This window comes from Vibrio sp. OY15, assembly GCF_000742455.1.
Lineage (GTDB): Bacteria > Pseudomonadota > Gammaproteobacteria > Enterobacterales > Vibrionaceae > Vibrio > Vibrio alginolyticus.
Genome location: NZ_JPIL01000009.1, coordinates 373239 through 398601, shown reverse-complemented (window position 1 = coordinate 398601; position 25363 = coordinate 373239). Strand labels below are relative to the sequence as shown.

Genomic DNA, 25363 nt, shown 5'->3' with positions numbered 1-25363 from the left:
ATATGTAGATAGTTCAAGTCTCAACTCTATCTTAATGCACTTAGTAGCTTTGATGTGATCTTCGCACCTCCCTTCTAGCACCGTTGTACCAAACTAATGGTGCAACCAGTAAGAACAGGAGTAATCATCATGTCTATTAACGTTGTCGCATCGATATAACCAAAAACCTCTTTCAAGTATGTGTGTTGAGTGCTTTGATAATGGCGTATGTCTCCCCAACTTGTGCGTGGTAATTTCGAAGCGTGAGTGAAGCGCCTAATAGTTGTTTTACGCGATACACAGCGGTCTCCGACGATGAAGGCCTGTGGTAACCATACTTTCGTTTCCACTTTTTTCGAACCATAGAGCTTTTGGTAAAAAACAACTTTTCAATGTTTCACCTGAGCATAATCGCACCGTCAGCAATATTAATTATGTGTTAGTTAAATTGGTCAAGAGCGGTTCAACTTCAGTTGCAGTCGAAATATCGGAATCAATCTTAACTGTAGGTATGGAAGTCACGGACTTAGGTTATTTATCTAATGAGTTACTGAGCAAACATCGAGATTTACTTAACCACCTAATTACAAGGTGGTTCAAACCCTAGGTAAAAACCAATAACTACTTTGCTGTAACAATCAACTAATTGAGTAAGCCAAGGCCGGCCCAATGACATGCAATGTTCTTCATGTACAACAAAGAGTTCCACCACCGTATGATCTATTTCTACCCTCTCAAAGACGTAAAAACTCAACATCTTTTTCCCCATCCGACGGAACTCTATTTTCACGACTCGCTCCGCCTTCTCAGCGGTCAGTAATTCGAAAGGGACCTTCTTTTTAACCCGTTTCCGAAGGGATTCATAAGTTGGGTATTTGTACTTCGTTCCATTGTTCAGATTATGCTGACGTAATTGCCTTCGCACGCGCTTGTTGGCCCTTCTGATACGCGCTTTTCGCCCAAAGATAACTTTTTCTACAGCTTGTTTCATCAAAGCATCAACGAATGTTGGTCCTTGACTTTACTATTACCCTTATCTTTATTCCTTGGAGCTATACAATCAGATACTCTGAAAACCAACCACCGGTGTATTGATATTGCACTTGGAATAATCCTGTCATATAACCGTTGTAGTACAACACGATGTGGTTCAATAGTCTTTGGAATGATTTTTCGCACTTACAGTGCTAAATAACGAAGAATGCTTAGACGAAAAGTAATTTGAGTGGCTATATTGTCAGGAAATGCAGATATATCTCGATATGTTTCTTCATCAACATCGCTGGTATCGACACCCTCTCATTTGGCTCAGGCTTTTCTTGCTGAAGTGCCGACTTCCGATGAAAACTCGAGAACGATTTCTTAGGCATAACAACCCAATTCAGATTCGAGAGGAGGTGAGGTCTCTAAGCTTGTTTTCAGTAGGCTTCGAGAGAGCAAATCACACAGGAATGGAAATATTTTTCTTCCATTTAGACAGAGGTGATGTCCTAAACTTTTCGCTGTTTGGGTACCATTCAGTTTTAACATCGTAAGGAGAGCTTGATGAAAGTGGTTCGGTTATCTCTTGAGGAATATCGATGCAAAAGTTTAAGGTTGCTAGAGATAACCTCATCCAGTATTTCTTCCTCTGTAACCAGTTCTAGCTCCAAACCTAACGCAAACGCGCCTTGTACTTTTGCTTCCCATTCACATTGAAATGCCGATTTTGAACTCTCCATATCGGATTTTACTTCATACAGCGTATATTCACCGGTATCAAACTGATACTAGAAAGTCTGGAACATAGGTATGGGTTTTGCTATTGAAGCAGTATGAAAGCCGTATCGGCTAGGAGCAAAAACGAACGATGCTAAGCTCGAAATCAAAATGATAACAAGCGGCACATTCTAAAATGATTCTACCGTGACTCTTTTTCCCATCTTAGCACTGACGTAACGGTGTATGTTTTTCACGTGATTTAGTTTCGAGCAGGAGTGTCAAACGCAGTTTCAAGTTAAAGCAGGCTGGCTGTAGAAGGGGAAGGTAGAGCAGACATAAAACTGCCTCTTCAAAAATGTCATAAACTTAAAAAGCAATAGACTGATGAAGAGGCAATATCAAATTATGGTTGCACCAAATATCAATATATGGTTGCTTTTACACTTGTTACATACAGTCGATTTACTCTTTACCGAACACGTTGTTCTCTTGTTCTTGAACACGGATGAATGTAGTACGCTTGGTTAGCTCTTTAAGCTTTGCTGCACCTACGTATGTACATGTTGAGCGAACGCCTCCAAGGATGTCTTGAATAGTGCCGTGAACGCTACCACGGTATGGCAATAATACGGTTTTACCTTCAGCCGCACGGTAGCCAGCGACACCACCTGAGTGCTTATCCATCGCGCTCTTCGACGACATGCCATAGAATTTCATGAACTTCTCGCCGTCTTTCTCGATCACTTCGCCGCCTGACTCTTCGTGACCCGCTAGCATCCCACCTAGCATTACGAAATCCGCGCCACCACCGAATGCTTTCGCTACGTCACCCGCACAAGAACAGCCACCGTCACCGACGATCATGCCACCAAGGCCGTGCGCTGCATCACCACACTCGATGATTGCAGAAAGCTGCGGGTAACCAACACCCGTTTTTACACGAGTTGTACATACAGAGCCTGGGCCGATACCCACTTTAACGATGTCTGCACCAGCTAGGATTAGCTCTTCACACATATCACCAGTAACCACGTTGCCTGCAGAAATGACCTTGTCTGGGAACTCTGCTCGCACGCGTTCAACATACTCGACCAAATGCTCTGAGTAACCATTTGCAATGTCGATACAAATGAAAATAAATTCATCTGAAAGTGCCATGATGTCTTTGGTTTTTTGGAAGTCTGCGTCAGATGTCCCAGTAGACACCATAACGTTATTCATGGTTACTTTATCTGCTGATTTAGCAAACTCAGCCCAATCTTCTACCGTGTAATGTTTGTGAACAGCGGTCATTACACCATGCTCAGCTAGGGCTTTAGCCATTGCAAAGCTACCAACCGAATCCATGTTTGCTGCGATTACTGGCACACCAGACCATTGACGACCACTATGCTTGAATGTAAAATCGCGGGTTAAATTTACTTGAGAACGGCTCTTAAGGGTAGAACGTTTCGGGCGAAACAGTACATCTTTAAAACCTAACTTAAGTTCTTGTTCGATACGCATTGTGTAATTCCTTGATTCATATGTATATGTGTCATTTCAGAGTGCGTAGTGATTTCGTTGGCAGACGAGTTCACTGTTCTTCGGACACAAAAAAACCGGAGCGTTGGCAGACGCTCCGGTTTTCAGCATTATAGGCTGTGATTTATTTCCTACAAGTCTGATATTTGAATTTTTTTTGTGATACCATCTTGAAAATCGCATATCAAAAACGCTCCCCAAGTCACCAAAACCTCTTATTATTTATAACTATCAACAACTTGAGAAAGCACTTAAGTTAACCCATTGCGCAAACCTTTGCGTCATATCTTAAAAATTAAAACGCATCACCTCTCAAATCTGCCTAAAACTCAATCACCTAATACTAAGATGCCCTGCTAATTCGTAAAAAAGTACTCAAAAAAATCGACCAATTTTCTCAAAAATGCATGAAATCTAATTAAACTCGATAGAGCTCTTGGGTGATAGCGGTACGAAGAGTGCTAACGACATCACTTGCCAAAAGACCAATTTGACCATTCTGACTCACGTTTATATCAGCAGCATGACTGTGAAGTACCACACCTAAACGTGCGGCAACAGAAATTGGTAAACCTTTGGCTAGTAATGCACCAATGACTCCAGATAACACATCTCCCATTCCCCCCGTCGCCATTCCGGCGTTACCCGCTAGACAGACGTACATTCTCGTTCCATCGTAAATAAGTGTCCCCGCGCCTTTTAAAACCACTACACCGCCATAACGCTCTTGCAGTTGTCTTGCAGCAGAGTATCGGTCACTTTCTATTTGTTGAATGGTTACATTTAGTAGTCGAGCAGCCTCTCCAGGATGCGGCGTGATCACTCGATGGTTGTCGCAAACCAGAGTGCCATCGCACCGCTGGCTCAGCATCGCTAGAATATTGAGGCCATCAGCATCAACAACTTTAGGTTTCTGCTCTTGAGCCAGATATTGATAGGCTTGATAAGCCCACTCATCATCTCCAAAGCCAGGACCAAACACTAATACGTCAGCCCAGCGAATGCGTTTAGTCAAGTCGTTCTCAGTATCCCTGAGTAAGTCAGCGGTGATGCTCTGGCTCATTACTTCTGGGCAACCAACCTGCAGTGGAATAAGGCTACTCGTGTGAGTAATTGCGGCAGTTAAACCCGCTCCGGCTCTAATCGCAGCGGAGGAACATAAACGAATCGCTCCAGACATCCCTTGATTGCCACCAACACAAAGCAACTTCCCGTTGTCACCTTTATGGACCGTTGGATTTGGCTTGGGCATTAATCTTGAAACAACCTGATGATCAATACCTAATGCACTTTCTACTTCGATAGTATCAAACTTAGTATTGACGCCTAAACCACAAAAGTAGAGCTCGCCAACGCGATCTCTCGCTTGTCCAGTGCATAAGCCTTGCTTAAACCCAATGAAGGTTACTGTATGCTCGGCACGAATAGCATCACCTAAAACTGCACCTGTATTAGCACACAGACCAGAAGGAACGTCGACTGCAATCACAGGGGTATGAATTTGATTAATTTGGTCAATATAGCGACGATACTCCGAACGAACCTCACCGCTTAAACCAGTACCTAACATGGCATCAATGATCACATCTGCTTCTAGCAATGCGGTATTCCATTCATCCCAATCATTGTTAACACCGTCGATTGACTGCCAATCTTGGTATGCGCGCAAAGCATCACCTTTTAGCGCAGATACATCACCAATTTGGAAAACATGTACATTGAGTTGAGCTTGTTTCGCAAGAGATGAAAATACGTAACCATCGCCACCGTTATTCCCTTTACCGCAAATCACTAAGATATTTTTTGATTTAGGATACAGATGTAAAAAGCGCTCATACACGGCCATACCAGCGCGTTGCATTAAGCTATACATAGAAACACCAGCCATTTGCGCAGCCAGCGTTTCACCGTTTTTTACTTGCTCTGCGGTGTAGAGTTTTAGGGCGAGATTAAAGTCCATATTCACGTTCTACGCATTGGGAAACACAATTATAAGTATACAAAAAAGCCAAGGCGGACCTTGGCTTTTGAGAAAGTTTTTTATCGCTATTGATTCTGAGACATCAGAGCTTCAGCCGTCGCGTCTTGTATAGACAAAAACAACGAGTTGATTTTTCCAGTCGGTGTGCGCATTGGGTTCAACGTAACATTCTGGTACATAAACTCCGCTTGCTGCGTAACTGGTCGAACATTGCGACAGCAGAATAAGTAAGGTCGTTGTCGCCATGTGATGAAGCTACGGCAGCCTAGGTCATACACTGGTTTTGTTTTTAATTTAAACCACTCCTGTGGGATTTCAGGGAAGATATCAAATATAGAACGACCAATCGCATCATGAGACTGCAAACCACTGTGATGAGTCATAAACCCATTCCAGACCTGTACATTGTAATCTCGATCAATGACCACTAAGCCCATGTCGACGTTTTGTACCATATCCACCATCCAATGGAATTGTTCAAACTCTGCTGGCATATTCAACATTAGAACTCCTCCATTAGATAAGACAGTTTGTTATCAAGCAGCGGCAAGGATTCATCCACAAACATAAACAACAAGTCACAACGAATCGACGTTCCTTCAATGTTGTAGCTCACTTCGAATGTCATCGTGCGGCTGAATGCTCCAGTTGTAGATTCAATGATCGAGTCAATTGAGATATGCTGACCAAGGAGTACTGGTGGACTTTGGAAGAATCGGACTTCAGACTGCTCGCCTAAACCATTTAAGAACGACCCCACCAAAATATTAGAAATATCCATTAGCAGCTCAAGCTCTTCTAGCTCTTCGCTGTCTGCTGGTACTTTCATCAACTTTTTGAGATCAGATACGCTTGAATCACTCAAAATCACTAGCGCTTCGCCAGCAATACCTTCGCCACAAAATCCCTGACAAACACCCGATACGTTGTCATGCGACGCCAAGTCACGTAGGGCCATGTGAAGTTCGCTCACTTCAAAGATATTGACGTTCGGCAGAGGTAGTTGCACAAACACATCAAAGTGACGCGCCAATGCATCGGCTGCTCGACCAATTGAAACGTTAGCCACTTCCATGTAAATATCGCGACGACGTAAAATCGGTAACTCAATAGAGACAGGCGTGATAATTTGAGGACGAGGTTCTGGCTCGACCAACTCTTTAAGCGCCTTCTTGAGTTCATCTTTGGCGATCGGTTTTTGAATAAACGCTTTTGCACCCAGTGCGAGCACGCGCTCTTTCGCTTTAGGTTGGATATCCCCCGACACAACAACCACCGGAGTTTTATCCCCCAACCGTTGCATGTGCTCTAGTGTTTCAAAGCCATCCATTTCTGGCATAGTCAAATCAAGAAACATCAATTTAAACTCGTTTTTTTCGAGTTCTTCTAGCGCGTTTTTTCCGTGGATAGCAAACGTAATATCGGCATTCAATGTGGCTGGTAGTGATCTCGCCATCTGTTTGCGTGCTAACGCTGAATCATCACAGATGAGTACGGGAAAAGACATTCAATCACCTTTTTATATTCCACAATCTGCGCCGGAGTCTAACAGATTGTTACAGCATGTAATACGAGAAAACTGACGAGTTTTTTATTTCTTTATTATTCAATAAGCATACGCAATATGAATGAATGAGTGAACAAAATGACTAAAAAGCAAGCATCACATTCGCTGTTTAGTGACATAAAACAAACATGGGTAAAACTCCTCCACCCAAAGTAAGCAAAAAGTTGCAGCTAACATCCAAAGCCCATTTTTGCTCGAATTTCATTCTTTCCATTTCCATAATGGGTAAACAGTAACGCGCTAAAACTAAAAAGGCACCCTGCTAGAGGATGCCTTTAATAACAATTTCATCGATAAGATATCAATTCTATGGCACACCATGACCTTTAGAAGCCACCCATACGCGATACCATTGCTCTCGAGTAAGTTCGATGTTCAATGAATTAACTGCAGTTTGCACACGCTCGATTTTACCAGAGCCAATGATTGGAATAGGGTTAGATGGCAAACGACGTACCCAGGCATAAATTACTTGGTCAATACTCGCTGCGCCCACTTCTTCACGAATTGCTTCTAATTCGTTACGGACACGAACAGCTTGCTCACTGTCACCACTAAAAATTGAACCACCACCGAGGCAAGACCAAGCCATTGGTCGCGTGCGCAACATTTGCATTTGATCAAGCGTTCCATCGTGTGCAACCTCAAAGTTAAGTGGGTTGATTTCCACTTGGTTAGTAACCAACGGCTTACCTAAGCGAGATTGCAGCAGTTCAAACTGGCGTGGAGTGAAGTTAGACACGCCAAAGTGCTTCACTTTGCCGACTTTGTGAAGCTCAGAAAATGCTTCTGCAACCTCATCTGCATCCATTAACACGTCAGGACGATGAATTAAAAGTACGTCGATTTCATCCACATTCAAACGTTCTAGCGAGTTATTCACCGATTGGTAGATATGTGCTGAGCTCGTGTCGTAGTGATTGAGCTTACGCTCTGGCGTTTTATCGCCACACAAATTGATGTCGCATTTCGTCACGATCTGAATTTGCTCACGAACACTCTTGTCTAAAGCTAACGCTTCACCAAACAACGCCTCACACTCGTAATTACCGTAGATGTCGGCGTGATCGACTGTCGTAATGCCTAACTCAATGTGTTGCTTAAGAAATGACAAACGCTCTTGAGCCGTCATTCCCCACTCAACTGCACGCCAATATCCTTGAACCAGCTCTGAGAACTCTGGGCCTTTTGGTGCAGTTACTACTTTTGCAACCATGGGTTTTCTCCTTCAATTGATCTGCATTCATCGTAGTCTTGTTTTCGTACCGGCTCAACGGGTAAACTTTCGCAATTCGAACTGGAGTACGAAATATGTCTTTTGCCCAACGCCTAGCCACCCTGATCGGAGAAGAAAGCATCAGCGGGTTCGCTCGACGCGTCGATGTGTCTGAAGCTTTAATACGCAAATACCTTAAAGGCAGTGAACCTAGCCTAACTAAAGCAAATCAAATTGCAATGCGCGCCAATTGCTCTCTTGAATGGTTAGCAACGGGATGTGGTTATTTATATCGCCGTGCTGAAGTCGTGGATATGGATGCGTACAAACTTGCCTTTCAACACGTTATGAATCAGCCGTTGTCAGACGATGCAGAAGAGCTACACCGCAAGCTAATCGCTGGCTATCAATACCTGCGCGCTCACAAAAAATCGGATGGTTTTTTGGACGAATCTGCAATGGCGACCTTCCTATCTCTCCATAAAGAATCTAAAAACGAGTCACTTTGACCTCGATAATTTCGCCATCACTGCGCAAGTGCACATTTAAGGACGGTGATGGCGTCAGAAACTCGTCCGGTTTTACCCAAAGCAAACTTCGAATCGCTTCTTGCGGATAGCGGTTCATCAACAAAATAACTTCTTTATCGACAAGTTCGGAAGATTTCTTTTCCAGCGCTTCAACGACATCATAGTGTTCTTGTCCGATAGTAACTCTGCGTAAAACTAACCCATCCTTTCTTAAGTTGAGAAGTAAGTCATTCAGACGCTGCCACTCGTATTCAGTGAGAAACGAGAACTGAGCACTTTCTCTTCTCAAAATCACTTCACCATACAAGTGCTGCCGGTAGTACGAAAAATCATCCAAACAAAATGCGCTGATAAACGTTGAATTGTCTAGCAGCTGCACTTCGCAACTATACCAGCTCCCACTTTTTTCTATACGTTCTTTTAGATTGGAATATGGCATAGCTGACAACGTGTCTTGCCACCAGCTCGGCGTTGAAAGTGCCGGAAACGTTACCGAACAAAAACATAAAGAAAGTAAGAGTCGAAGATAAAAACGCATGCACTGCTCTAGTTGGTTGACATCGAACCAAGACATTACTAACTGCAAGAAAATGTTCAAGAGAAAAATAGTGGCAGGTGGCGATGAAAGTTATGATGATGAAAGTTATAACGCAGAAATTAAGAAGGCGCACATGTGCGTGCGCCTCTACCTCGTTACTCAATCGTGAGTGTGCGAATCGGCGATGTCTATTGATGCATCCCGAACATAAAACGAGGACTTACCGTAGGGTTTGAATCCATCCAAATTGTGTGTAAAACCTCACATCCCTCCTTCTGAAGCAGTCATGTTGCTTTACATTTAAAGCATGGTTCATTTTTTTCAAAAAACAAGTTTTTTATCCTAAATTATGAGAGCAATAGCACAATCTGAGTGAATGAATAATATCGTGACACTTCGAACACTCAATAGTGAAAAGCTAAATTGCATCTTTATTGATTAGGTCTAGACTCTGCGAAGCGTATACTTTCTTTCGTACCTTCCCCCAGCAACAGGAGAGCTTGTTAATGACCAAACGCGAGAGAATTGTGAAATCTGTGTTAGCGCACGTACCGAAAGATGCGATTAACCAGTTTGTCTCTCGAGGGTCAACACCATTTTCTGTTCTCATTATGGCCGCCATTGTGGGTACGTTGGCTGGTTTTGTCGGTACGTATTTCGAGCTTGCCGTTCATTTCGTTTCTGAAACACGAACAGAATGGTTAAGAAGCGAAATTGGTAATGTTCTACCATTGTGGCTGGCAGCGGTTCTCATTAGCGCACTTTTAGCTTTTATTGGCTATTTTCTTGTGCACCGCTTTGCGCCAGAAGCGGCAGGTTCTGGTATTCCTGAAATCGAAGGGGCAATGGATAATATTCGTCCAGTGCGCTGGTGGCGAGTTCTACCAGTAAAATTCTTCGGCGGCATGGGCGCACTTGGCTCAGGTATGGTGCTGGGTCGTGAAGGCCCAACCGTTCAAATGGGGGGCGCTGTTGGTCGAATGGTGACCGATATATTCCGGGTAAAGGATGACGATACCCGCCACTCCCTGCTCGCTTCTGGTGCTGCTGGCGGTTTGGCTGCGGCTTTTAATGCCCCACTCGCAGGCATTATGTTCGTTGTGGAGGAAATGCGACCTCAGTTTCGCTACTCTTTGATCTCAATTCGCGCAGTGATCATTTCTGCCATTATGGCGAACATAGTGTTTCGCGCCATCAACGGGCAAGACGCCGTTATCACTATGCCGCAATACCAGTCGCCAGAGCTTCAAACCCTATGGCTGTTTTTATTGCTTGGCGCATTGTTTGGCGTGTTTGGCGTGATCTTCAATAAACTGATTACCGTGGCACAAGACAGTTTTGTCGCAATTCACAAAAACGATCGTAAGCGCTACTTGATTGTGGGTTCGCTACTGGGAGGCGTGTTTGGTTTGCTTCTTTTGTACGTACCCCAACTAACTGGTGGTGGTATCGGCCTTATTCCTGACATTACTAACGGTAACTACTCGGTATCTATTTTAGTTTTGCTTTTCTTTGGTCGTGTAATTACAACCCTGCTCTGTTTTGGTTCTGGTGCGCCGGGAGGCATCTTTGCACCTATGCTTGCTCTGGGAACCTTATTTGGTTATGCGTTCGGAGCAAGTGCTGATGTCTTGCTCCCTGCGCTTGATATCGAGCCTGGTGTATTTGCGATTGCGGGCATGGGTGCCCTGTTTGCAGCAACGGTACGTGCACCGATTACAGGTATTCTGTTAGTGATTGAAATGACGAATAACTACTACTTAATCCTGCCATTGATCATTACTTGTTTGGGCGCTGTGATTATTGCTCAATTGTTGGGTGGACAACCTATTTACAGCCAGCTGCTGCATCGCACAATCAAAAACGAAAAGTTACGCCAACAGGATCTACCGGAGAATCAATCAACATAACATTCTCTTTGTTATCACTTCGCTCCAGACTATCGAAGGGTTTGGAGCGATAAACTCTGCATTTTTACATCTTTTCCCAAATATTCGATACCAAACTCACAAAATTATCATTCTCTGATATTTGCTCACCACCTTTCATGAGAAACCCCTCTCCATACTTGTTAGTATTCGCTACTTAAATAGAGCATTTCATCCAAATCGTCATGTTTCGTTTCATTCAGGCAAAAATCAAATGGAGTAGATTTGAACTGGAGAAGACTTGTGCAGTTTTATAGTGTCCCGCCGTCTCAAGCCGCGTTGGCACTAGGTATGATAGGTTTAGGGCAAGCTTGGGCACTCTATGTTCCTGAGATTGGTGAACCGATACGCCCATTTTTGGCGTCACTCGGCGCACTTTTACTCGCCCCTGTACTCATAAAATATGCCGCTAATCCACGATTATTCATGGTCGACATTCGTCACCCGCTGAGTGGTAGTTTAATGGCACCAATGAGTATGGCGTTACTGATCCTTGCAGATTATCTTGCCGCTGTAGCGCCTATCATCGCTTATCCACTTTGGTTTATGGCGCTTTTGCTGCATTTTACTATGATGGTGCTGTTTTTTAGCTTTCAGCTAATGAACTTCAAAATGTCCAATATCGTACCGAGTTGGTTTCTTTATCCGGTGGGGCTGATCAGTAGTTCACTAGCCGGTTCTCAACTAGGTCACAACTTATTCTCCGAAACGTTAGCGATGATGTGCATCGGCATTTATTTCTTCATGCTGCCACTCGTGTTGTATCGTTTGGTGTTTTTCGGCTCTCTACCAAGGCGAGCAAGACCGACCCTCGCGATTATGGCCGCGCCGGTAAACTTGTCATTAGCAGCATACTTGGTGAACTTTCCCTTACCTGATCCGATACTGACAGGCGCATTGGCCGGGATCGCCATCACTATGACGTTATTGATCTACTTATGTTACTTCCGCTTACTTCGCTTGAAGTTTCAACCTTCTATCGCGGCAGTAACCTTTCCTTCCGTGATCAGCGCCATCGCAATGCATCGCTTAACCTCTTTTTTTGCCGAATCGCACCCTCACTGGCACTGGCTACACGACTTTGGTTTTCTAGAGCTCAGTATCGCGACTGTATTGGTTGTTTGGGTATCGGCAGGTTACGTCAAAATGTATTGGCCAGAAATCATGAAGTCATTTTCTAAACAAGTATAAAAAAAGGATGGCGTTTGCCATCCTCTTAGAAACTTGCTTAGTTACCTAGCGTAAACCGTGCAGAAATTCGGCACGCGTTGCTGGGTTGCTCTTGAAGATGCCACCCAATGCAGTTGTTGTCGTTTCGCTAGTTGCATCCATCACACCGCGAGATTTCACGCAGTAGTGTGTTGCGTCAATCGTCACTGCCACATCATCGGACTCAAGCAGCGTTTGAAGTGCAACAAGAATCTGCTGAGTCATACGCTCTTGTACTTGTGGACGCTGAGCAAAGAAGCGAACGATACGGTTGATCTTTGACAGGCCAATGATCTTTCCACGTGGAATGTAAGCCACAGCGGCCTTGCCATCAATGGTCACAAGGTGGTGTTCACAAGTACTGGTTACGGTGATGTCCTTCACGCGAACCATCTCGCTCACGTTCATCTTGTTCTCAATCACTGTGATTTTAGGAAAGTTGGAGTAATCCAGACCAGAGAAGATTTCGTCAACGTACATCTTAGCAATGCGGTGAGGGGTTTCTTCTAGGCTATCGTCAGTGAGGTCAAGTTGAAGCAGACCTAAGATCTCACGCATGTGGTGTTCGATCTTCTCTTTCTTCTCTTCACGACTTACGTTGTTTGGACGCATTGGCGTTTCCAAACCGCGTTGCTCTAGCGCTTCTTTTACTAACTTCGCTGACTCGCTAAGACCTGACATTCCACTTCCTCTTTTGTTTTACTTCAGCCTTCGTACAAACCCAATCAAAATTGCATTCATACTTTTCGCTTTGAGTTGCTCAGTTCGTGTCTTTACACCAAGTCACATCAGATGAAGGTACTGAGCTGATTTTATTGAGCTCCGCAGGTTTTTTACCCCTTTTGGATGGCTGACAAGGATACTCGGATTTTTGAATAATTACACCCATATTTTATAGGTGGACATTCTTACTCAGTCCCCTTTTATGGTAAAGTTGCCACAAAACAAAAGAACACAGGATTTTCTCAATGGGCTGCTGCGACGCACCTGGCTTGATGCCAATTGAAGAAGCGATGGACAAAATGCTATCGCGAATCAAACCTATCCAAACAACGCTTTCTCTTCCACTTGCTGAAGCACTCGGTTTTGTACTGGCAGAAGATATCTTGTCTCCTATCCACGTACCGCCATTCGATAACTCAGCAATGGATGGCTACGCTATTCGCATTCAAGATCTTGAGTCATCTTCTGTATTGCCTCTGGCAGGTAAATCATTTGCAGGACAACCTTTTGAAGGTGAATGGCCTCAAGGTACCTGTGTTCGCATCATGACTGGCGCAAAAATCCCACAGGGTTGTGATACCGTTATCATGCAAGAAAACACAGAAGTGACGGATGCTGGCATTCAGTTCAATCAAACTGACGTGAAGCCGCAAAACAACATCCGCCCAACAGGTGACGACATCAAGCAAGGCGACATCGTATTGGCAAAAGGTGCACGTTTAACACCTCGCGATATTCCGATGATTGCGTCTCTTGGTGTGAGCCATGTGACAGTAGTACGTAAGCCAAAAGTTGCTTTCTTCTCTACTGGCGATGAGCTTAAACCACTGGGCGAATCATTAGACGAAGGTCAGATCTACGACAGCAACCGTTACGGTATTAAACCGCTTATTGAAAACTTCGGTTGTGAAGCCGTTGATCTTGGCATTATTCCAGATTGCCCAGAGACTCTGAAAGCGACCTTTGAACAAGCGCAAACATTGGCTGATGTGGTTGTTACATCTGGTGGAGTTAGCGTCGGCGAAGCGGATTACACCAAAGACATTCTTGAAGAACTTGGTGAAATCGGTTTCTGGAAGCTAGCAATCAAGCCGGGTAAACCTTTCGCGTTTGGTAAGCTAAGTACAGCTTGGTTCTGTGGTCTACCAGGTAACCCGGTTTCCGCAGTTCTTACTATGTACGTGCTTGTTCAACCAATGCTGGCAAAACTTGCAGGCCATACAGAATGGAAAGCACCCGAGTCTATTCCAGCAACAACCAAAACTGCATTTAAGAAAGCGCCAGGTCGTACCGATTATCAACGTGGTATCTACACATTGGAAGATGGCAAGTTTGTCGTTGAAACAACGGGCAACCAAAGCTCTGGCGCATTCCGCTCAATGAGCCTAGCGAACTGTTTTGTTGTCTTGGAACGTGAACGCGGCCGAGTTGAAGTGGGCGAAACGGTTCAGATTCAACTATTCAACTCAACCCTTTACTAGGAAGTCGTTGTGGATATTCTTTCCGATCAGGAAATGCTGCGTTACAACCGCCAAATCATTCTTCGTCAGTTTGACTTTGAAGGACAAGAAGCACTCAAACAAGCATCAGTATTGATGCTTGGTGCTGGTGGTTTAGGCTGCGCATCAAGCCAATATTTGGCCACTGCTGGTGTCGGTAAAATCACACTGATTGATGATGATATCGTCGAGTTGTCTAACCTTCAGCGCCAAGTGCTACACCACGATGCGGATATTGGTCGTAAGAAGGTAGACTCGGCGGCCGATGCACTGCGTGAGTTTAACCCGCACATTATTGTAGATACCATCGCAAAACGTCTTGATGATACCGCGTTAGAGAGTCTGATTAAGCAGCACACTATTGTTGTCGATGCATCAGATAACGTCGATACGCGCAATCAACTTAACCGCCTATGTTTTGCGACCAAAACACCGCTAATTTCAGGCGCGGCCATTCGTATGGAGGGCCAAGTGAGTGTGTTTACTTACGATGATCCAGCACAACCATGTTACCAGTGCTTAAGTGCCCTCTTCGGCAGCGGTGCGTTAAGTTGTGTCGAAGCCGGAGTCATGGCGCCTGTTGTGGGTATTGTTGGCGCAGTACAAGCGATGGAAGCGATCAAAGTGATTGCTGATTACGGCCAACCAAAGAAAGGCAAAATTCTGATTTTGGACGCGCTCAGCATGTCTTGGCGAGAAATGAATCTGATGAAAATGCCAACCTGTCCGGTTTGTAGTTAGTTCTAAACCTCTAATCATTCCCAAAAAGCCCAACTCGATGTTGGGCTTTTTTCTCATTTTGACAATCAGATTTAAAACCCCTCTTCTTACAAATATTAAATCAATAAAATTCAACAACTTAAAAGTTGGCACATTCCTTTCATTGCATATATCACGAACCAATGAGAGGGCGAATTATGAAAAGGACATCACTACTACTTGGGTCTCTAATAGCGAGCGCTTACGCACAAGCGGCGCCATTTGATACGTGCCCAAGCCAAGCATACCTGTTCCAATCAACCCCGGTTCAAATCTATGGCGTCAATTTGGTTACAGGCTCTACGACTCTTTTAGAGGACGACACAGGTTTGGCTTCGGGCATCAACGGTGTAGGCTTTAACTTCACTGACCGTTATATCTACGGCTACGACACTACAAACAAAAAGATTGTTCGTCTTGGTCAAGACTTCCAAGCAGAGACACTTGATGTTTCGGGTCTTCCTACCGACCACACGTTTTACGTAGGTGACGTTTACAACCACGTCTACTACTTGTACCGCAAAGGCAAAGGACTTTTCTCCATTGACCTTTCTCCGCTCGATTCTGATCCAAATGCGACATTGAGCATCGTGAAAATCAGCTCAACAGCGACTGTGAACCTAACCGACTTTGCATTCCATCCAGGTGATGGCTCCCTTTACGGCATCGACAACAACTCTGGTGTGCTATATCAGTTCAACCCATCAAATGGTAGCGCAACTGCGATAGGTGACACAGGTGAGAAAGGCACATTTGGTGCTGGCTACTTCGATGTAAACGGCAACTACTACGTGTCACGTAACCAAGATGGCAAAATCTATCGCGTTGACCTTTCGGAAGGTAACGCAGCCAATATCGCAGCAGGTATCGTTCCTGCGGTTGAGTTTGTATCCAACGGTCCAAGCTCAAGCCAAAATGACGGTGCACGTTGTGCAAATGCTCCGGTGATTAACGAAGACGAGCCAATTGATTTTGGTGATGCTCCAGACAGCTACCACACCACGCTTGCGTCAAACGGTCCTCGCCACGAAGTGGACGGTGCAACTTGGCTTGGCTCTGTTGCTCCAGATGGTGATGCCGACGGACAGGCAAACGATAACTCTGTGGGCACAGCCGATGAAGATGGTGTTGGTTTTGTATCCGCACTTGATCCAGGCTTAAGCTCAATTGTGAATGTGACAGCTTCTACTTCTGGCTACCTATCAGCATGGTTTGACTGGAACCGCGATGGTGACTTTGATGATGAAGGTGAGCAAGTCTTTACCGACCAATTACTGTCTGCGGGTAATAATCCCCTACCGTTTGTAGTTTCAACCGCTGCAACGGAAGGGTCTAGCTGGAGCCGATTCCGCTTTAGCCAACAAACCGGATTAAACTACGATGGTGGTTCGACGTCTGGTGAGGTGGAAGATTACCCAATTACCATCACTGGTAATGGTTACTCAGTGGAGTATTTCCCGAGTGCAGAAGATTACGCCACCGTGGCTTACGAAGATAACTGGCCATACACCGCAGACTACGACATGAACGATGTGGTCGTGAAATTCCGCATCACTGAAACCAGTCTTGCTGGTCATGTTGAGAATATCCAGATTACTGGTGACCTAGCGGCCTACGGCGCAAGTTACAAAAATGGCTTCGCAATCCGACTACCGGGTGTATTGAGAAGCTCGATTGAAAACGGATTAACAACGCTATCCTTCAATGGTGTAGAACAAGCATCTAATGGCTTGGAAAGTATTTCTGATGAAGCAATTTTCATCATCAGTAAAGACTTAAGCACACACGCGGCGAGCAGCTGTAGCTACTTCCGCACAGAGTCTGGCTGTGATGATAACGTCTCACTCACCTTTACCTTGAATGTGTACTTCACTGAAGGATCTGACCGTTCAGCCATTCAAGCCATGCCATACGACCCGTTCATCTTTGCAACACCGGGCACTTACCATGGCGATGGTATTACTTTCCAACCAGGGCGTAAGTGGGAAGTTCACTTAGCAGACCAAGCACCAACAGAACAGTTTGATGACCAAAACCTCTTCGGTGTCGGCGTCGATGCAAGTGACCCTGCACAAGGTGTGTACTTCAAAACAGCAAACAACTTACCTTGGGCACTGTTAATAGTAGAAGATTGGGATTGGCCGCTAGAGCGTGTAGACATGGTCGATGCATACCCTCACTTCCAAACTTGGGCTGAGTCTGGTGGCGAACTAAGCACAGATTGGCACACCGCTCCAACACCTAACAAATGCTACATTCCATAGGGAGATAACATTATGAAAGCACTTATCACAATCATCATGGGATTAGCACTAACGGCTTGTGGCGGTGGCGGCGGAGGTGGTAACAGTACACCACCTCCACCAACCCAAACCACCGTTGCAGAGGAAGACACAACCCAACAGGAAGAAACAACCGTAGAAGAGACTACCGTAACTGTAGAAGATGCAACCATGCAGGATCTAGTAGTACCAGATGGCTTTAGCTACAACCCAGTGACGGAAGGTACGCTCAATGTAGACATCAGTGGTTTCTCTTCACAACGAGCACACCTAAGCGTGTACAAAGAGTTTGTCGAGAACAGTTCAGGTAACTACGATGCAAAATACCCAAGCAAAGTCGCATCGGTTCCACTCAACAATGGTACAGCAAATGTCGACTTTAATGTTTCTGATAGCCAAGGTAGCCTACTTGTTGAAATTTGGTTCTATGACGGTAGTGACCCAATTCAGAAAGTGATTACTTCTGGAGACAACACTTGGACCATGTAACTGGGTAAATCGAAAGCTGTCTTTCAGAACAAATCTTCAATCTTTAACTTAAAAATCGCATCGTTCTTTTGAACATGCGATTTTTTTGTTGTAAAACAGTAAGATTATCCACCTAGCAAACTAAAGACAATGCAAGCACTGATTAGTACTGATGAACTCAATAGCCTTCTCGGCCAACCTAACGTCAAGCTCCTCGACGCTAGTATTGCGTTTCAAATCCCTTCTGAAGGTAAAAAGATTCAAGATAAGTGGATTCCAAATACTTTACGCTTTGATTACGACAATGACTTTTGCTTACCCGGTTCTTCCCTGCCGCATATGATGCCAACAGAAGAAGGCTTCAACCAAAGTGCGCTACAACTCGGTTTGAACAACGAAGATTTGATTGTGGTTTACGACAACTCTGGCACTTTAGCCGCGCCAAGAGCTTGGTGGATGTTCAAAGCTATGGGACATGATAATGTTCGAGTCTTAAACGGCGGTCTTCCTGCTTGGATTGAAGCCGGATTTCCTGTCGAAAGTGCCCTATCGCAACCAAGCGAAAAAGGTAACTTTGCGGGTAAGCTCAATCAAAATGCCTTTTTGAGTGCACAAGATGTTCTTGCTCATTCCACCAATAAAAGTGCAAATATCATCGATGCCAGAGCCAAAGCACGCTTCCTTGCTGAAGTGCCTGAGCCACGAGAAGGTCTACGTAGTGGGCACATTCCAAATTCGGTTTGCTTACCGTTTCAAGAACTCTTAACCAACGGTCACATTAAACCAAATTCAGAGTTGCAACAGATATTTAGCGCACTAACGATAGATAGTGACAATTCAATTATTTTTAGTTGCGGCTCCGGTGTGACCGCATGCATTTTATTACTCGCGGCGTATCAAATTGGTCTGGACAATCTGTCGGTGTACGACGGTTCTTGGACCGAATGGGGTGCAGACCACTCTCTACCTATCGAGCGTTAAGACAAGTGTCTGTTTAACAAAGTATCTTACGTTTATCTAAAGATGATGTGTTCCAATATACTAAACGCAGCTTCTAAACCAAACTTGTCATTTCGAAATAGAAACTGGCTATGAGTGATTTGTCCCTCCTCATAGCCTGACTACATCAAAAGCCGACTATTTCCGTTAGCGTTCAGATGTCGCGTTACCGTGCATTTGCTCATCTAAGTTGAGCACGGTTAATGCGTTACTAACGCTCGTGGCGATCACGTCTATCGCTCCAGTTCTTAATGCTCCGAGTAGAGCGAGTGGCTTGCTGTTCTCAGCTGCGATCGCAATGACTTCCGAGATCGGCCGAAACTCTTCAATACCAAGTCCAATTACTCGGTCACTCATTACCGTGTTCGCTACATTACCGTGAATATCAAAGAAGTCATAACCTGCAAAATCCCCTACCACACCTTGTTGAAGTCTCGACTGAACCACTTCATCAGGCGTAAACCAACCTAAGTCGACCATGTAACTGTTTTCGCTCATGTCACCAATACCAACCAAAGCAACATCGGCTTTACGTGCTAGGTCGAGCGTTTGTTTCACGGTTGCATTTTGCATGAAGGCCAACTTCTGTTCTCTATTTTCTGCGTATGCCGGCGCATAAAGGGTTTCAGAGGTTCCCCCATATTTCTTCGCCAACTGACGACAAATATGGTCGGCGTTATACATACCGCCACGCGGGTGAATACCACCAATGCCACACACAAATTTACAGTCACGCGGCGTAATAACACCAATATGGTGAGCGACAGACGACACGTTGCGCCCTTGTCCGACCGTCACCACCATGCCGTTTTTGAGCGTGCTAGTGAGATAATTGGACACCAATCCCGATACCTGTAGTCGTTGCGCTTCTTCATTCGGTTGATCAAGAGCAACAAGCGCGCGCTTAACGCCGAATCGCTCGATCAAACGTTGTTCAATCTTGGCGCTGAACACCGGATGGTATTTAACGGTAATTTCAACAATGCCTTCATCACGCGCCTGCTTGAGCATTCGCCCGACCTTTGCGCGTGATATGGCAAATTTTCTCGATATCTCTTCCTGAGTCGCACCGTCTTGATAATACGCGACGGAAATCTCTGTCAACAAATCCGTGTTTTCAATGGAAATATCTTGATTAGAACTGCTCATGGTTTCTCTCGCCCTTTAAGAGGATCGATATTGTATGCAATAAGTGAACATATGCTCATTGACTTAGCATATGTTCTTTATCAATTTAAACGCTACATTTGCTCATCGCAATAACATTTTCTCACTACAATTTTTTACCCTCTTGGACAACGCTCAAGCTTTGAACAATAAGGGCAAACGTTTATTTGGGTTAACCACTAAACACACAGTAAAAAAACGTTGATGAAGTTCACTATAAGTCCATTTCAGCGATTGACTTTCAGCATAGATAGGATAAATATGGACACATCATTTACTCAGCTATCGATCAAATGTTCATAGCATTTGTTCGGTAACGAAATTTTCCGTAGTTGGCTGAGCAGATGTCTCATTAAATGCGATGAGACGGTTAGCTAACTCGCTTGCAAATGCACAAGCTGTGATAACAAAAATCACGCTTAAGCCCATTTAAATAGGATGATCGATTATGAGCAACAAGTTAGAGCAACTTCGTAAACTAACGACTGTAGTAGCAGACACTGGCGAGATTGATGCAATTAAAAAGTATCAGCCAGAAGACGCAACAACTAACCCTTCTCTTATCCTTAAAGCCGCTCAAATCGCAGAGTACGCACCTCTAATCGATGCTTCAATCGAATACGCTAAAGCACAGAGCAACGACAAAGCTCAACAAGTTCAAGATACTTGTGACATGCTTGCAGTAAACATCGGTAAAGAAATCCTAAAAACTATCCCAGGTCGTATCTCTACAGAAGTAGACGCTCGTCTATCTTACGATATGGAAGGCAGCGTAGCGAAAGCTCGTCAACTAGTGAAAATGTACAACGATGCTGGCATCACTAACGACCGTATCCTTATCAAACTGGCTTCAACTTGGGAAGGCATTCGCGCAGCTGAGATCCTAGAAAAAGAAGGCATCAACTGTAACCTAACGCTTCTATTCTCGTTCGCTCAAGCACGTGCTTGTGCAGAAGCGGGTGTATTCCTAATCTCGCCATTCGTTGGTCGTATCATGGACTGGTACAAAGCGAAAGAAGGCCGTGACTTCGAAGCTCAAGAAGATCCAGGCGTACTATCTGTAACTAAGATCTACAACTACTACAAAGAATACGGCTACAAAACTGTAGTTATGGGCGCAAGCTTCCGTAACATCGGTGAGATCTTAGAACTAGCTGGTTGTGACCGTCTAACTATCGCTCCTGCTCTACTTGCAGAACTAGAAGCAGCTGAAGGTGAAGTAGTTGAGAAACTAGTTGATTCTAAAGGCGCAGCTGAGCGTCCAGCACCAATGACTCACGCTGAGTTCCTATGGGAACATAACCAAGACCCAATGGCTGTTGAGAAGCTGGTTGAAGGTATCCGCAACTTCGCCGTTGACCAAGGCAAACTAGAAGCGATGATCGAAGCTAAGCTTTAATTGCTTACCAAAAGCGAGTAGCCCGTCTACTCGCTTTTACCATCAGCACTATTTTCAAAAAATTCTATTTGAACTTGTTTCGGCGAGTTCCCTCTATTTAAATCAAATATCGAGAAGTAATCACTATGGATCGTAAACATCTAGCAAATGCAATCCGTGCGCTAAGCATGGATGGTGTTCAACAAGCTAACTCTGGTCACCCAGGTGCACCTATGGGTATGGCTGACATCGCTGAAGTTCTTTGGCGCTCTCATCTAAACCACAACCCATCAAACCCTGAGTGGGCAGACCGCGACCGTTTCGTACTGTCTAACGGCCACGGCTCAATGCTGATTTACTCTCTACTGCACCTTGCAGGTTACGAGTTGTCTATCGACGATCTGAAAAACTTCCGTCAGCTTCACTCTAAAACTCCTGGTCACCCAGAGTACGGTTACGCGCCAGGAATCGAGACCACAACGGGTCCGCTAGGTCAAGGCATCACTAACGCGGTTGGTATGGCTCTAGCTGAAAAAGCGCTAGCAGCACAGTTCAACAAAGAAGGCCACGACATCGTTGACCACTTCACTTACGTGTTCATGGGCGACGGCTGTCTGATGGAAGGTATTTCGCACGAGGCATGTTCTCTTGCAGGTACTCTAGGTCTAGGCAAGCTGATCGCGTTCTGGGATGACAACGGCATCTCTATCGACGGTCACGTTGAAGGTTGGTTCTCTGACGACACACCTAACCGTTTCGAAGCTTACGGTTGGCACGTAATCCCTGCAGTCGATGGTCACGATGCTGACGCAATCAACGCAGCAATTGAAGCGGCGAAAGCGGATCCACGTCCTACACTTATCTGTACTAAGACTATCATCGGTTTTGGTTCACCAAACAAATCTGGTTCACACGATTGTCACGGTGCGCCACTAGGTGCAGAAGAAATCGCAGCAACACGCAAAGAACTAGGTTGGGAGCACGGTCCTTTTGAAATTCCGCAAGAAGTCTACGCAGAATGGTCAGCGAAAGAAACAGGCGCAGCTAAGGAAGCAGCGTGGAACGAGAAATTTGCAGCTTATGAAGCAGCGTACCCTGAGCTGGCAGCTGAATTTAAACGCCGCGTAAACGGTGAGCTTCCTGCACAGTGGGAAGAGAAAGCAAGCCAAATCATTGCTGATCTTCAAGCTAACCCAGCAAACATTGCATCACGTAAAGCGTCTCAAAATGCTCTAGAAGCATTTGGTGCTTTACTACCAGAGTTCATGGGTGGCTCTGCTGACCTAGCACCTTCTAACCTAACCATGTGGTCTGGTTCTAAGTCTCTAGAGGCAAGCGACTTCTCTGGTAACTACATCCACTACGGCGTACGTGAATTCGGTATGACAGCGATCATGAACGGTATCGCGCTACACGGTGGTTTCGTTCCTTACGGCGCAACATTCCTAATGTTCATGGAGTACGCACGTAACGCAATGCGTATGGCTGCGCTGATGAAAATTCAGAACATCCAAGTGTACACGCATGACTCTATCGGTCTTGGCGAAGATGGTCCAACTCACCAACCAGTTGAGCAAATGGCATCGCTACGCCTAACACCAAACATGAGCACATGGCGTCCATGTGACCAAGTTGAGTCCGCTGTAGCTTGGAAACTAGCGATTGAACGTAAAGATGCACCGACAGCACTTATCTTCTCTCGTCAAAACCTTGCGCAACAAGAGCGCACAGCAGAACAAGTAGCAGACATCGCGAAAGGTGCTTACATTCTGAAAGATTGCGAAGGCAAGCCAGAGCTAATCCTTATCGCAACAGGTTCTGAAGTTGAACTAGCAGTAGAAGCAGCAGCACAGCTAACTGCTGAAGGTAAGAAAGTACGCGTTGTTTCAATGCCATCAACAGATGCATTTGACAAACAAGACGCCGCTTACCGTGAAGCTGTACTGCCATCAGACGTAACAGCACGTATCGCAATTGAAGCAGGTATTGCTGACTTCTGGTACAAGTACGTAGGCTTCGACGGTCGCATCATCGGTATGACTTCATTCGGTGAATCTGCACCAGCTGGCGAACTATTCAAAATGTTTGGTTTCACGACTGAAAACGTAGTGAACACAGCAAAAGAGCTACTCGCGTAATTGCAGTAAAAAGATAGTCAGTTTTCTCTATTGCGAATGTGAAAACTGAAAAGCCCCACCAGCAATGGCGGGGCTTTCTTTTATCTGGCTCCTATTCGTATAAACGCAGCCAGGACATAAACATCACAACTTTCGTTAGGACTATTTGTCTTCAAATCGAAGTGCGAGCTGATAGAAATCTTGTACTTGGTCTTTCAACTGTCGGCTGTTTTGTTCAACTGAATGTGTTGCTGCCAAGTTTTGTTCTGCGGTCGAAGCGATAGAATGAATGTGCTGGTTTACATCACTAGATAGCTTTAACTGGTTATTCGCCGCTTCTGCTACATCAACCATCAGCCCACTCATGGTTTGCATCATCTGTTCAACTTCAGACAAACGCAACGCACTTTGTTCTGCTACTTGAGAACAGGCATCGGTTTGCTCTTTGTTTGCCAGAATATCTTTCTGCCAACTTTGAATCGTTGCCAACATAGTGGAGATAGAGGCTTGGATTTGTTCAGTTGCATTGGATGTACGCCCAGAAAGCGCGCGGACCTCATCAGCTACAACAGCAAAACCACGACCTTGCTCCCCTGCCCTTGCTGCTTCAATCGCCGCGTTGAGTGCCAGTAAATTGGTTTGCTCTGCGATCCCACCAATCTCTTCCATCAAATGGTTCACCTTCTGTGCCTGATCACTCAGTTGATACGTCGTTTCCGTCGCTTTTTCAGCTTGAAGGCTTAACTTCGCTAGATTGGTGTGCGTTTGATCGATGGTCTCCTTCGCCATCAAGCATGACTTCAATGTATCATCAATCAACATATGGGCATCATTGGTACTCGAAGAAACCGAATTTGCCGACGACTCCACCTCTTGGGTAGCATCTCGCACACGATGAATATCGGTATTTTGCTGATTTAATGCAGCCGAGACTTCTGCCGTTGTTTGACTAAGCTCTTCGGCGCAATGCTGCAAAGGCAATGCGGAGTCAGTCATTCTTCCTAACACGGTTCGAATTCTTGCGGATAGCATTTTGATATGGAAATCGGCAATCGAAAATGCCGTGTTACCGGAATAGATCAAGCGACTTACGCTGTCATATTGCTTTTGTAACTTTTTAAGTTGCTGAGGTGTATCAATTAACTCTTGGCGGAATAACAGAGCCAGAACACTTGCAGGTAACGCACTTGCAAGCCAAGCCAACGGCCCTTCAACAGACAACGCATATGCGGTTGCAGGTGCGGTTAGTGCACCAAGTAGAATCGCATAGCGAATGGTTTCATTGATTTTCAACGACCAAGTTCGGCCAGACTTCTCTGCAGCACGCATGCTTTTGTAGGCTTTTGTCGCAATATCAACCCACTCTCGCTTTGGTTTCACGCGCACTGATTGATACCCAACAACATGGTTGTCTTCGTAGATAGGGGTGACATAAGCATCAACCCAATAGTAACCGCCAGACTTAGTGGCATTCTTAACCATTCCACGCCAGGCTTTACCTTGTTTAAGGCGTGCCCACATGTCACCGAAAGCGGCTTTAGGCATATCATTATGACGAACTATATTGTGGTTCTGACCGACAAGTTCTTCGTGAGTGTATTCAGCAACGCGGCAAAAGGCTTCATTACAATATGTAATAACACCTTGTAAGTTCGTTGTTGAGACGAGTTCCTCAGACTCCCTCACGAGAGTTTCTTGAGCTTTATGAGAAATATTGGCTGACATAGACGAAACTTCTTTAGTTTTTATTGATTTTCGGCAAGATATATACAGGATTTTTATTTTTATTACAAAAAGT

Annotated in this window: 20 protein-coding genes and 1 pseudogene; 10 read left to right on the top strand and 11 right to left on the bottom strand. The window is 45.0% G+C overall.

Annotated features, from left to right (window positions below; genetic code table 11):
- Nucleotides 1–172: 172 nt before the first annotated feature.
- The 7 genes and pseudogenes from IJ23_RS24170 to IJ23_RS12285 all read right to left on the bottom strand — a co-directional run.
- Nucleotides 173–353, bottom strand: a pseudogene (locus tag IJ23_RS24170) (IS5/IS1182 family transposase); the annotation flags it as partial.
- Nucleotides 354–559: 206 nt separating this feature from the next.
- Complete coding sequence (locus tag IJ23_RS25565; protein WP_235213035.1) at nucleotides 560–970, bottom strand: hypothetical protein; 411 nt, start codon at nucleotides 968–970, stop codon at nucleotides 560–562.
- A gap of 1172 nt (nucleotides 971–2142) precedes the next feature.
- Nucleotides 2143–3186, bottom strand: a complete 1044-nt coding sequence (locus tag IJ23_RS12305) for a GMP reductase (RefSeq protein ID WP_005373458.1) — start codon at nucleotides 3184–3186, stop codon at nucleotides 2143–2145.
- Nucleotides 3187–3622: 436 nt separating this feature from the next.
- Nucleotides 3623–5164, bottom strand: coding sequence for a bifunctional ADP-dependent NAD(P)H-hydrate dehydratase/NAD(P)H-hydrate epimerase (locus IJ23_RS12300; RefSeq protein ID WP_033906389.1), 1542 nt, complete (start codon nucleotides 5162–5164; stop codon nucleotides 3623–3625).
- 86 nt (nucleotides 5165–5250) lie between these two features.
- Nucleotides 5251–5688, bottom strand: a complete 438-nt coding sequence (locus IJ23_RS12295) for a PAS domain-containing protein (RefSeq protein WP_005373463.1) — start codon at nucleotides 5686–5688, stop codon at nucleotides 5251–5253.
- A complete protein-coding gene (locus tag IJ23_RS12290) occupies nucleotides 5688–6692 on the bottom strand; it encodes a response regulator (protein ID WP_033906388.1) in 1005 nt (334 codons plus the stop codon). The genes IJ23_RS12295 and IJ23_RS12290 overlap by 1 nt, the downstream gene beginning before the upstream one ends.
- Before the next feature lie 367 nt (nucleotides 6693–7059).
- Nucleotides 7060–7968 (bottom strand): aldo/keto reductase, encoded by a 909-nt coding sequence (locus IJ23_RS12285; RefSeq protein WP_033906387.1) that lies wholly within the window; start codon nucleotides 7966–7968, stop codon nucleotides 7060–7062.
- A gap of 95 nt (nucleotides 7969–8063) precedes the next feature.
- Here IJ23_RS12285 and IJ23_RS12280 point away from each other — a divergent pair, with 95 nt between their 5' ends.
- Complete coding sequence (locus tag IJ23_RS12280; protein WP_005387686.1) at nucleotides 8064–8477, top strand: helix-turn-helix domain-containing protein; 414 nt, start codon at nucleotides 8064–8066, stop codon at nucleotides 8475–8477.
- Here IJ23_RS12280 and IJ23_RS12275 read toward each other — a convergent pair.
- The gene (locus IJ23_RS12275) at nucleotides 8458–9072 is read right to left on the bottom strand and encodes a hypothetical protein (RefSeq protein WP_081886419.1); all 615 of its coding nucleotides are present in this window, start codon (nucleotides 9070–9072) and stop codon (nucleotides 8458–8460) included. The two genes, IJ23_RS12280 and IJ23_RS12275, sit on opposite strands and share 20 nt — an antisense overlap.
- Before the next feature lie 470 nt (nucleotides 9073–9542).
- Between IJ23_RS12275 and clcA the strand changes: the two genes are divergently transcribed.
- Nucleotides 9543–10946, top strand: a complete 1404-nt coding sequence (gene clcA / locus IJ23_RS12270) for a H(+)/Cl(-) exchange transporter ClcA (protein ID WP_005373473.1) — start codon at nucleotides 9543–9545, stop codon at nucleotides 10944–10946.
- Nucleotides 10947–11207: 261 nt separating this feature from the next.
- Nucleotides 11208–12155 (top strand): TDT family transporter, encoded by a 948-nt coding sequence (locus IJ23_RS12265; RefSeq protein WP_017819907.1) that lies wholly within the window; start codon nucleotides 11208–11210, stop codon nucleotides 12153–12155.
- 45 nt (nucleotides 12156–12200) lie between these two features.
- Here IJ23_RS12265 and folE read toward each other — a convergent pair whose 3' ends face one another.
- Nucleotides 12201–12854, bottom strand: coding sequence for a GTP cyclohydrolase I FolE (gene folE, locus IJ23_RS12260; RefSeq protein ID WP_005373478.1), 654 nt, complete (start codon nucleotides 12852–12854; stop codon nucleotides 12201–12203).
- Nucleotides 12855–13141: 287 nt separating this feature from the next.
- On the opposite strand from folE, the gene moeA reads away from it, so the two are divergent.
- The 5 genes from moeA (at nucleotide 13142) to IJ23_RS12235 (ending at nucleotide 18885) form a co-directional block, all read left to right on the top strand.
- Entirely contained in the window at nucleotides 13142–14377 is a 1236-nt protein-coding gene (moeA, locus tag IJ23_RS12255) for a molybdopterin molybdotransferase MoeA (protein WP_033906385.1), read from the top strand.
- Nucleotides 14378–14386: 9 nt separating this feature from the next.
- Complete coding sequence (moeB, locus tag IJ23_RS12250) at nucleotides 14387–15136, top strand: molybdopterin-synthase adenylyltransferase MoeB (RefSeq protein ID WP_025767919.1); 750 nt, start codon at nucleotides 14387–14389, stop codon at nucleotides 15134–15136.
- A 176-nt stretch (nucleotides 15137–15312) separates the two neighbouring features.
- Complete coding sequence (locus tag IJ23_RS12245) at nucleotides 15313–17418, top strand: LruC domain-containing protein (RefSeq protein WP_033906384.1); 2106 nt, start codon at nucleotides 15313–15315, stop codon at nucleotides 17416–17418.
- A gap of 12 nt (nucleotides 17419–17430) precedes the next feature.
- Nucleotides 17431–17925 carry a hypothetical protein gene (locus IJ23_RS12240; RefSeq protein ID WP_033906383.1) on the top strand — a complete coding sequence of 165 codons (495 nt, stop codon included), beginning with the start codon at nucleotides 17431–17433 and terminating at the stop codon, nucleotides 17923–17925.
- A 129-nt stretch (nucleotides 17926–18054) separates the two neighbouring features.
- The gene (locus tag IJ23_RS12235) at nucleotides 18055–18885 is read left to right on the top strand and encodes a sulfurtransferase (RefSeq protein WP_033906382.1); all 831 of its coding nucleotides are present in this window, start codon (nucleotides 18055–18057) and stop codon (nucleotides 18883–18885) included.
- Between the two features lie 165 nt (nucleotides 18886–19050).
- Here the strand turns inward: IJ23_RS12235 and IJ23_RS12230 are convergent, their stop codons facing one another.
- The gene (locus tag IJ23_RS12230; RefSeq protein ID WP_005387670.1) at nucleotides 19051–20052 is read right to left on the bottom strand and encodes a sugar-binding transcriptional regulator; all 1002 of its coding nucleotides are present in this window, start codon (nucleotides 20050–20052) and stop codon (nucleotides 19051–19053) included.
- A 466-nt stretch (nucleotides 20053–20518) separates the two neighbouring features.
- Between IJ23_RS12230 and tal the strand changes: the two genes are divergently transcribed.
- Complete coding sequence (gene tal, locus IJ23_RS12220; protein ID WP_033906381.1) at nucleotides 20519–21469, top strand: transaldolase; 951 nt, start codon at nucleotides 20519–20521, stop codon at nucleotides 21467–21469.
- Between the two features lie 125 nt (nucleotides 21470–21594).
- Nucleotides 21595–23586, top strand: coding sequence for a transketolase (gene tkt, locus IJ23_RS12215; RefSeq protein WP_033906380.1), 1992 nt, complete (start codon nucleotides 21595–21597; stop codon nucleotides 23584–23586).
- 141 nt (nucleotides 23587–23727) lie between these two features.
- Here tkt and IJ23_RS12210 read toward each other — a convergent pair whose 3' ends face one another.
- The gene (locus IJ23_RS12210) at nucleotides 23728–25290 is read right to left on the bottom strand and encodes a methyl-accepting chemotaxis protein (protein ID WP_017819900.1); all 1563 of its coding nucleotides are present in this window, start codon (nucleotides 25288–25290) and stop codon (nucleotides 23728–23730) included.
- Nucleotides 25291–25363: the final 73 nt, after the last annotated feature.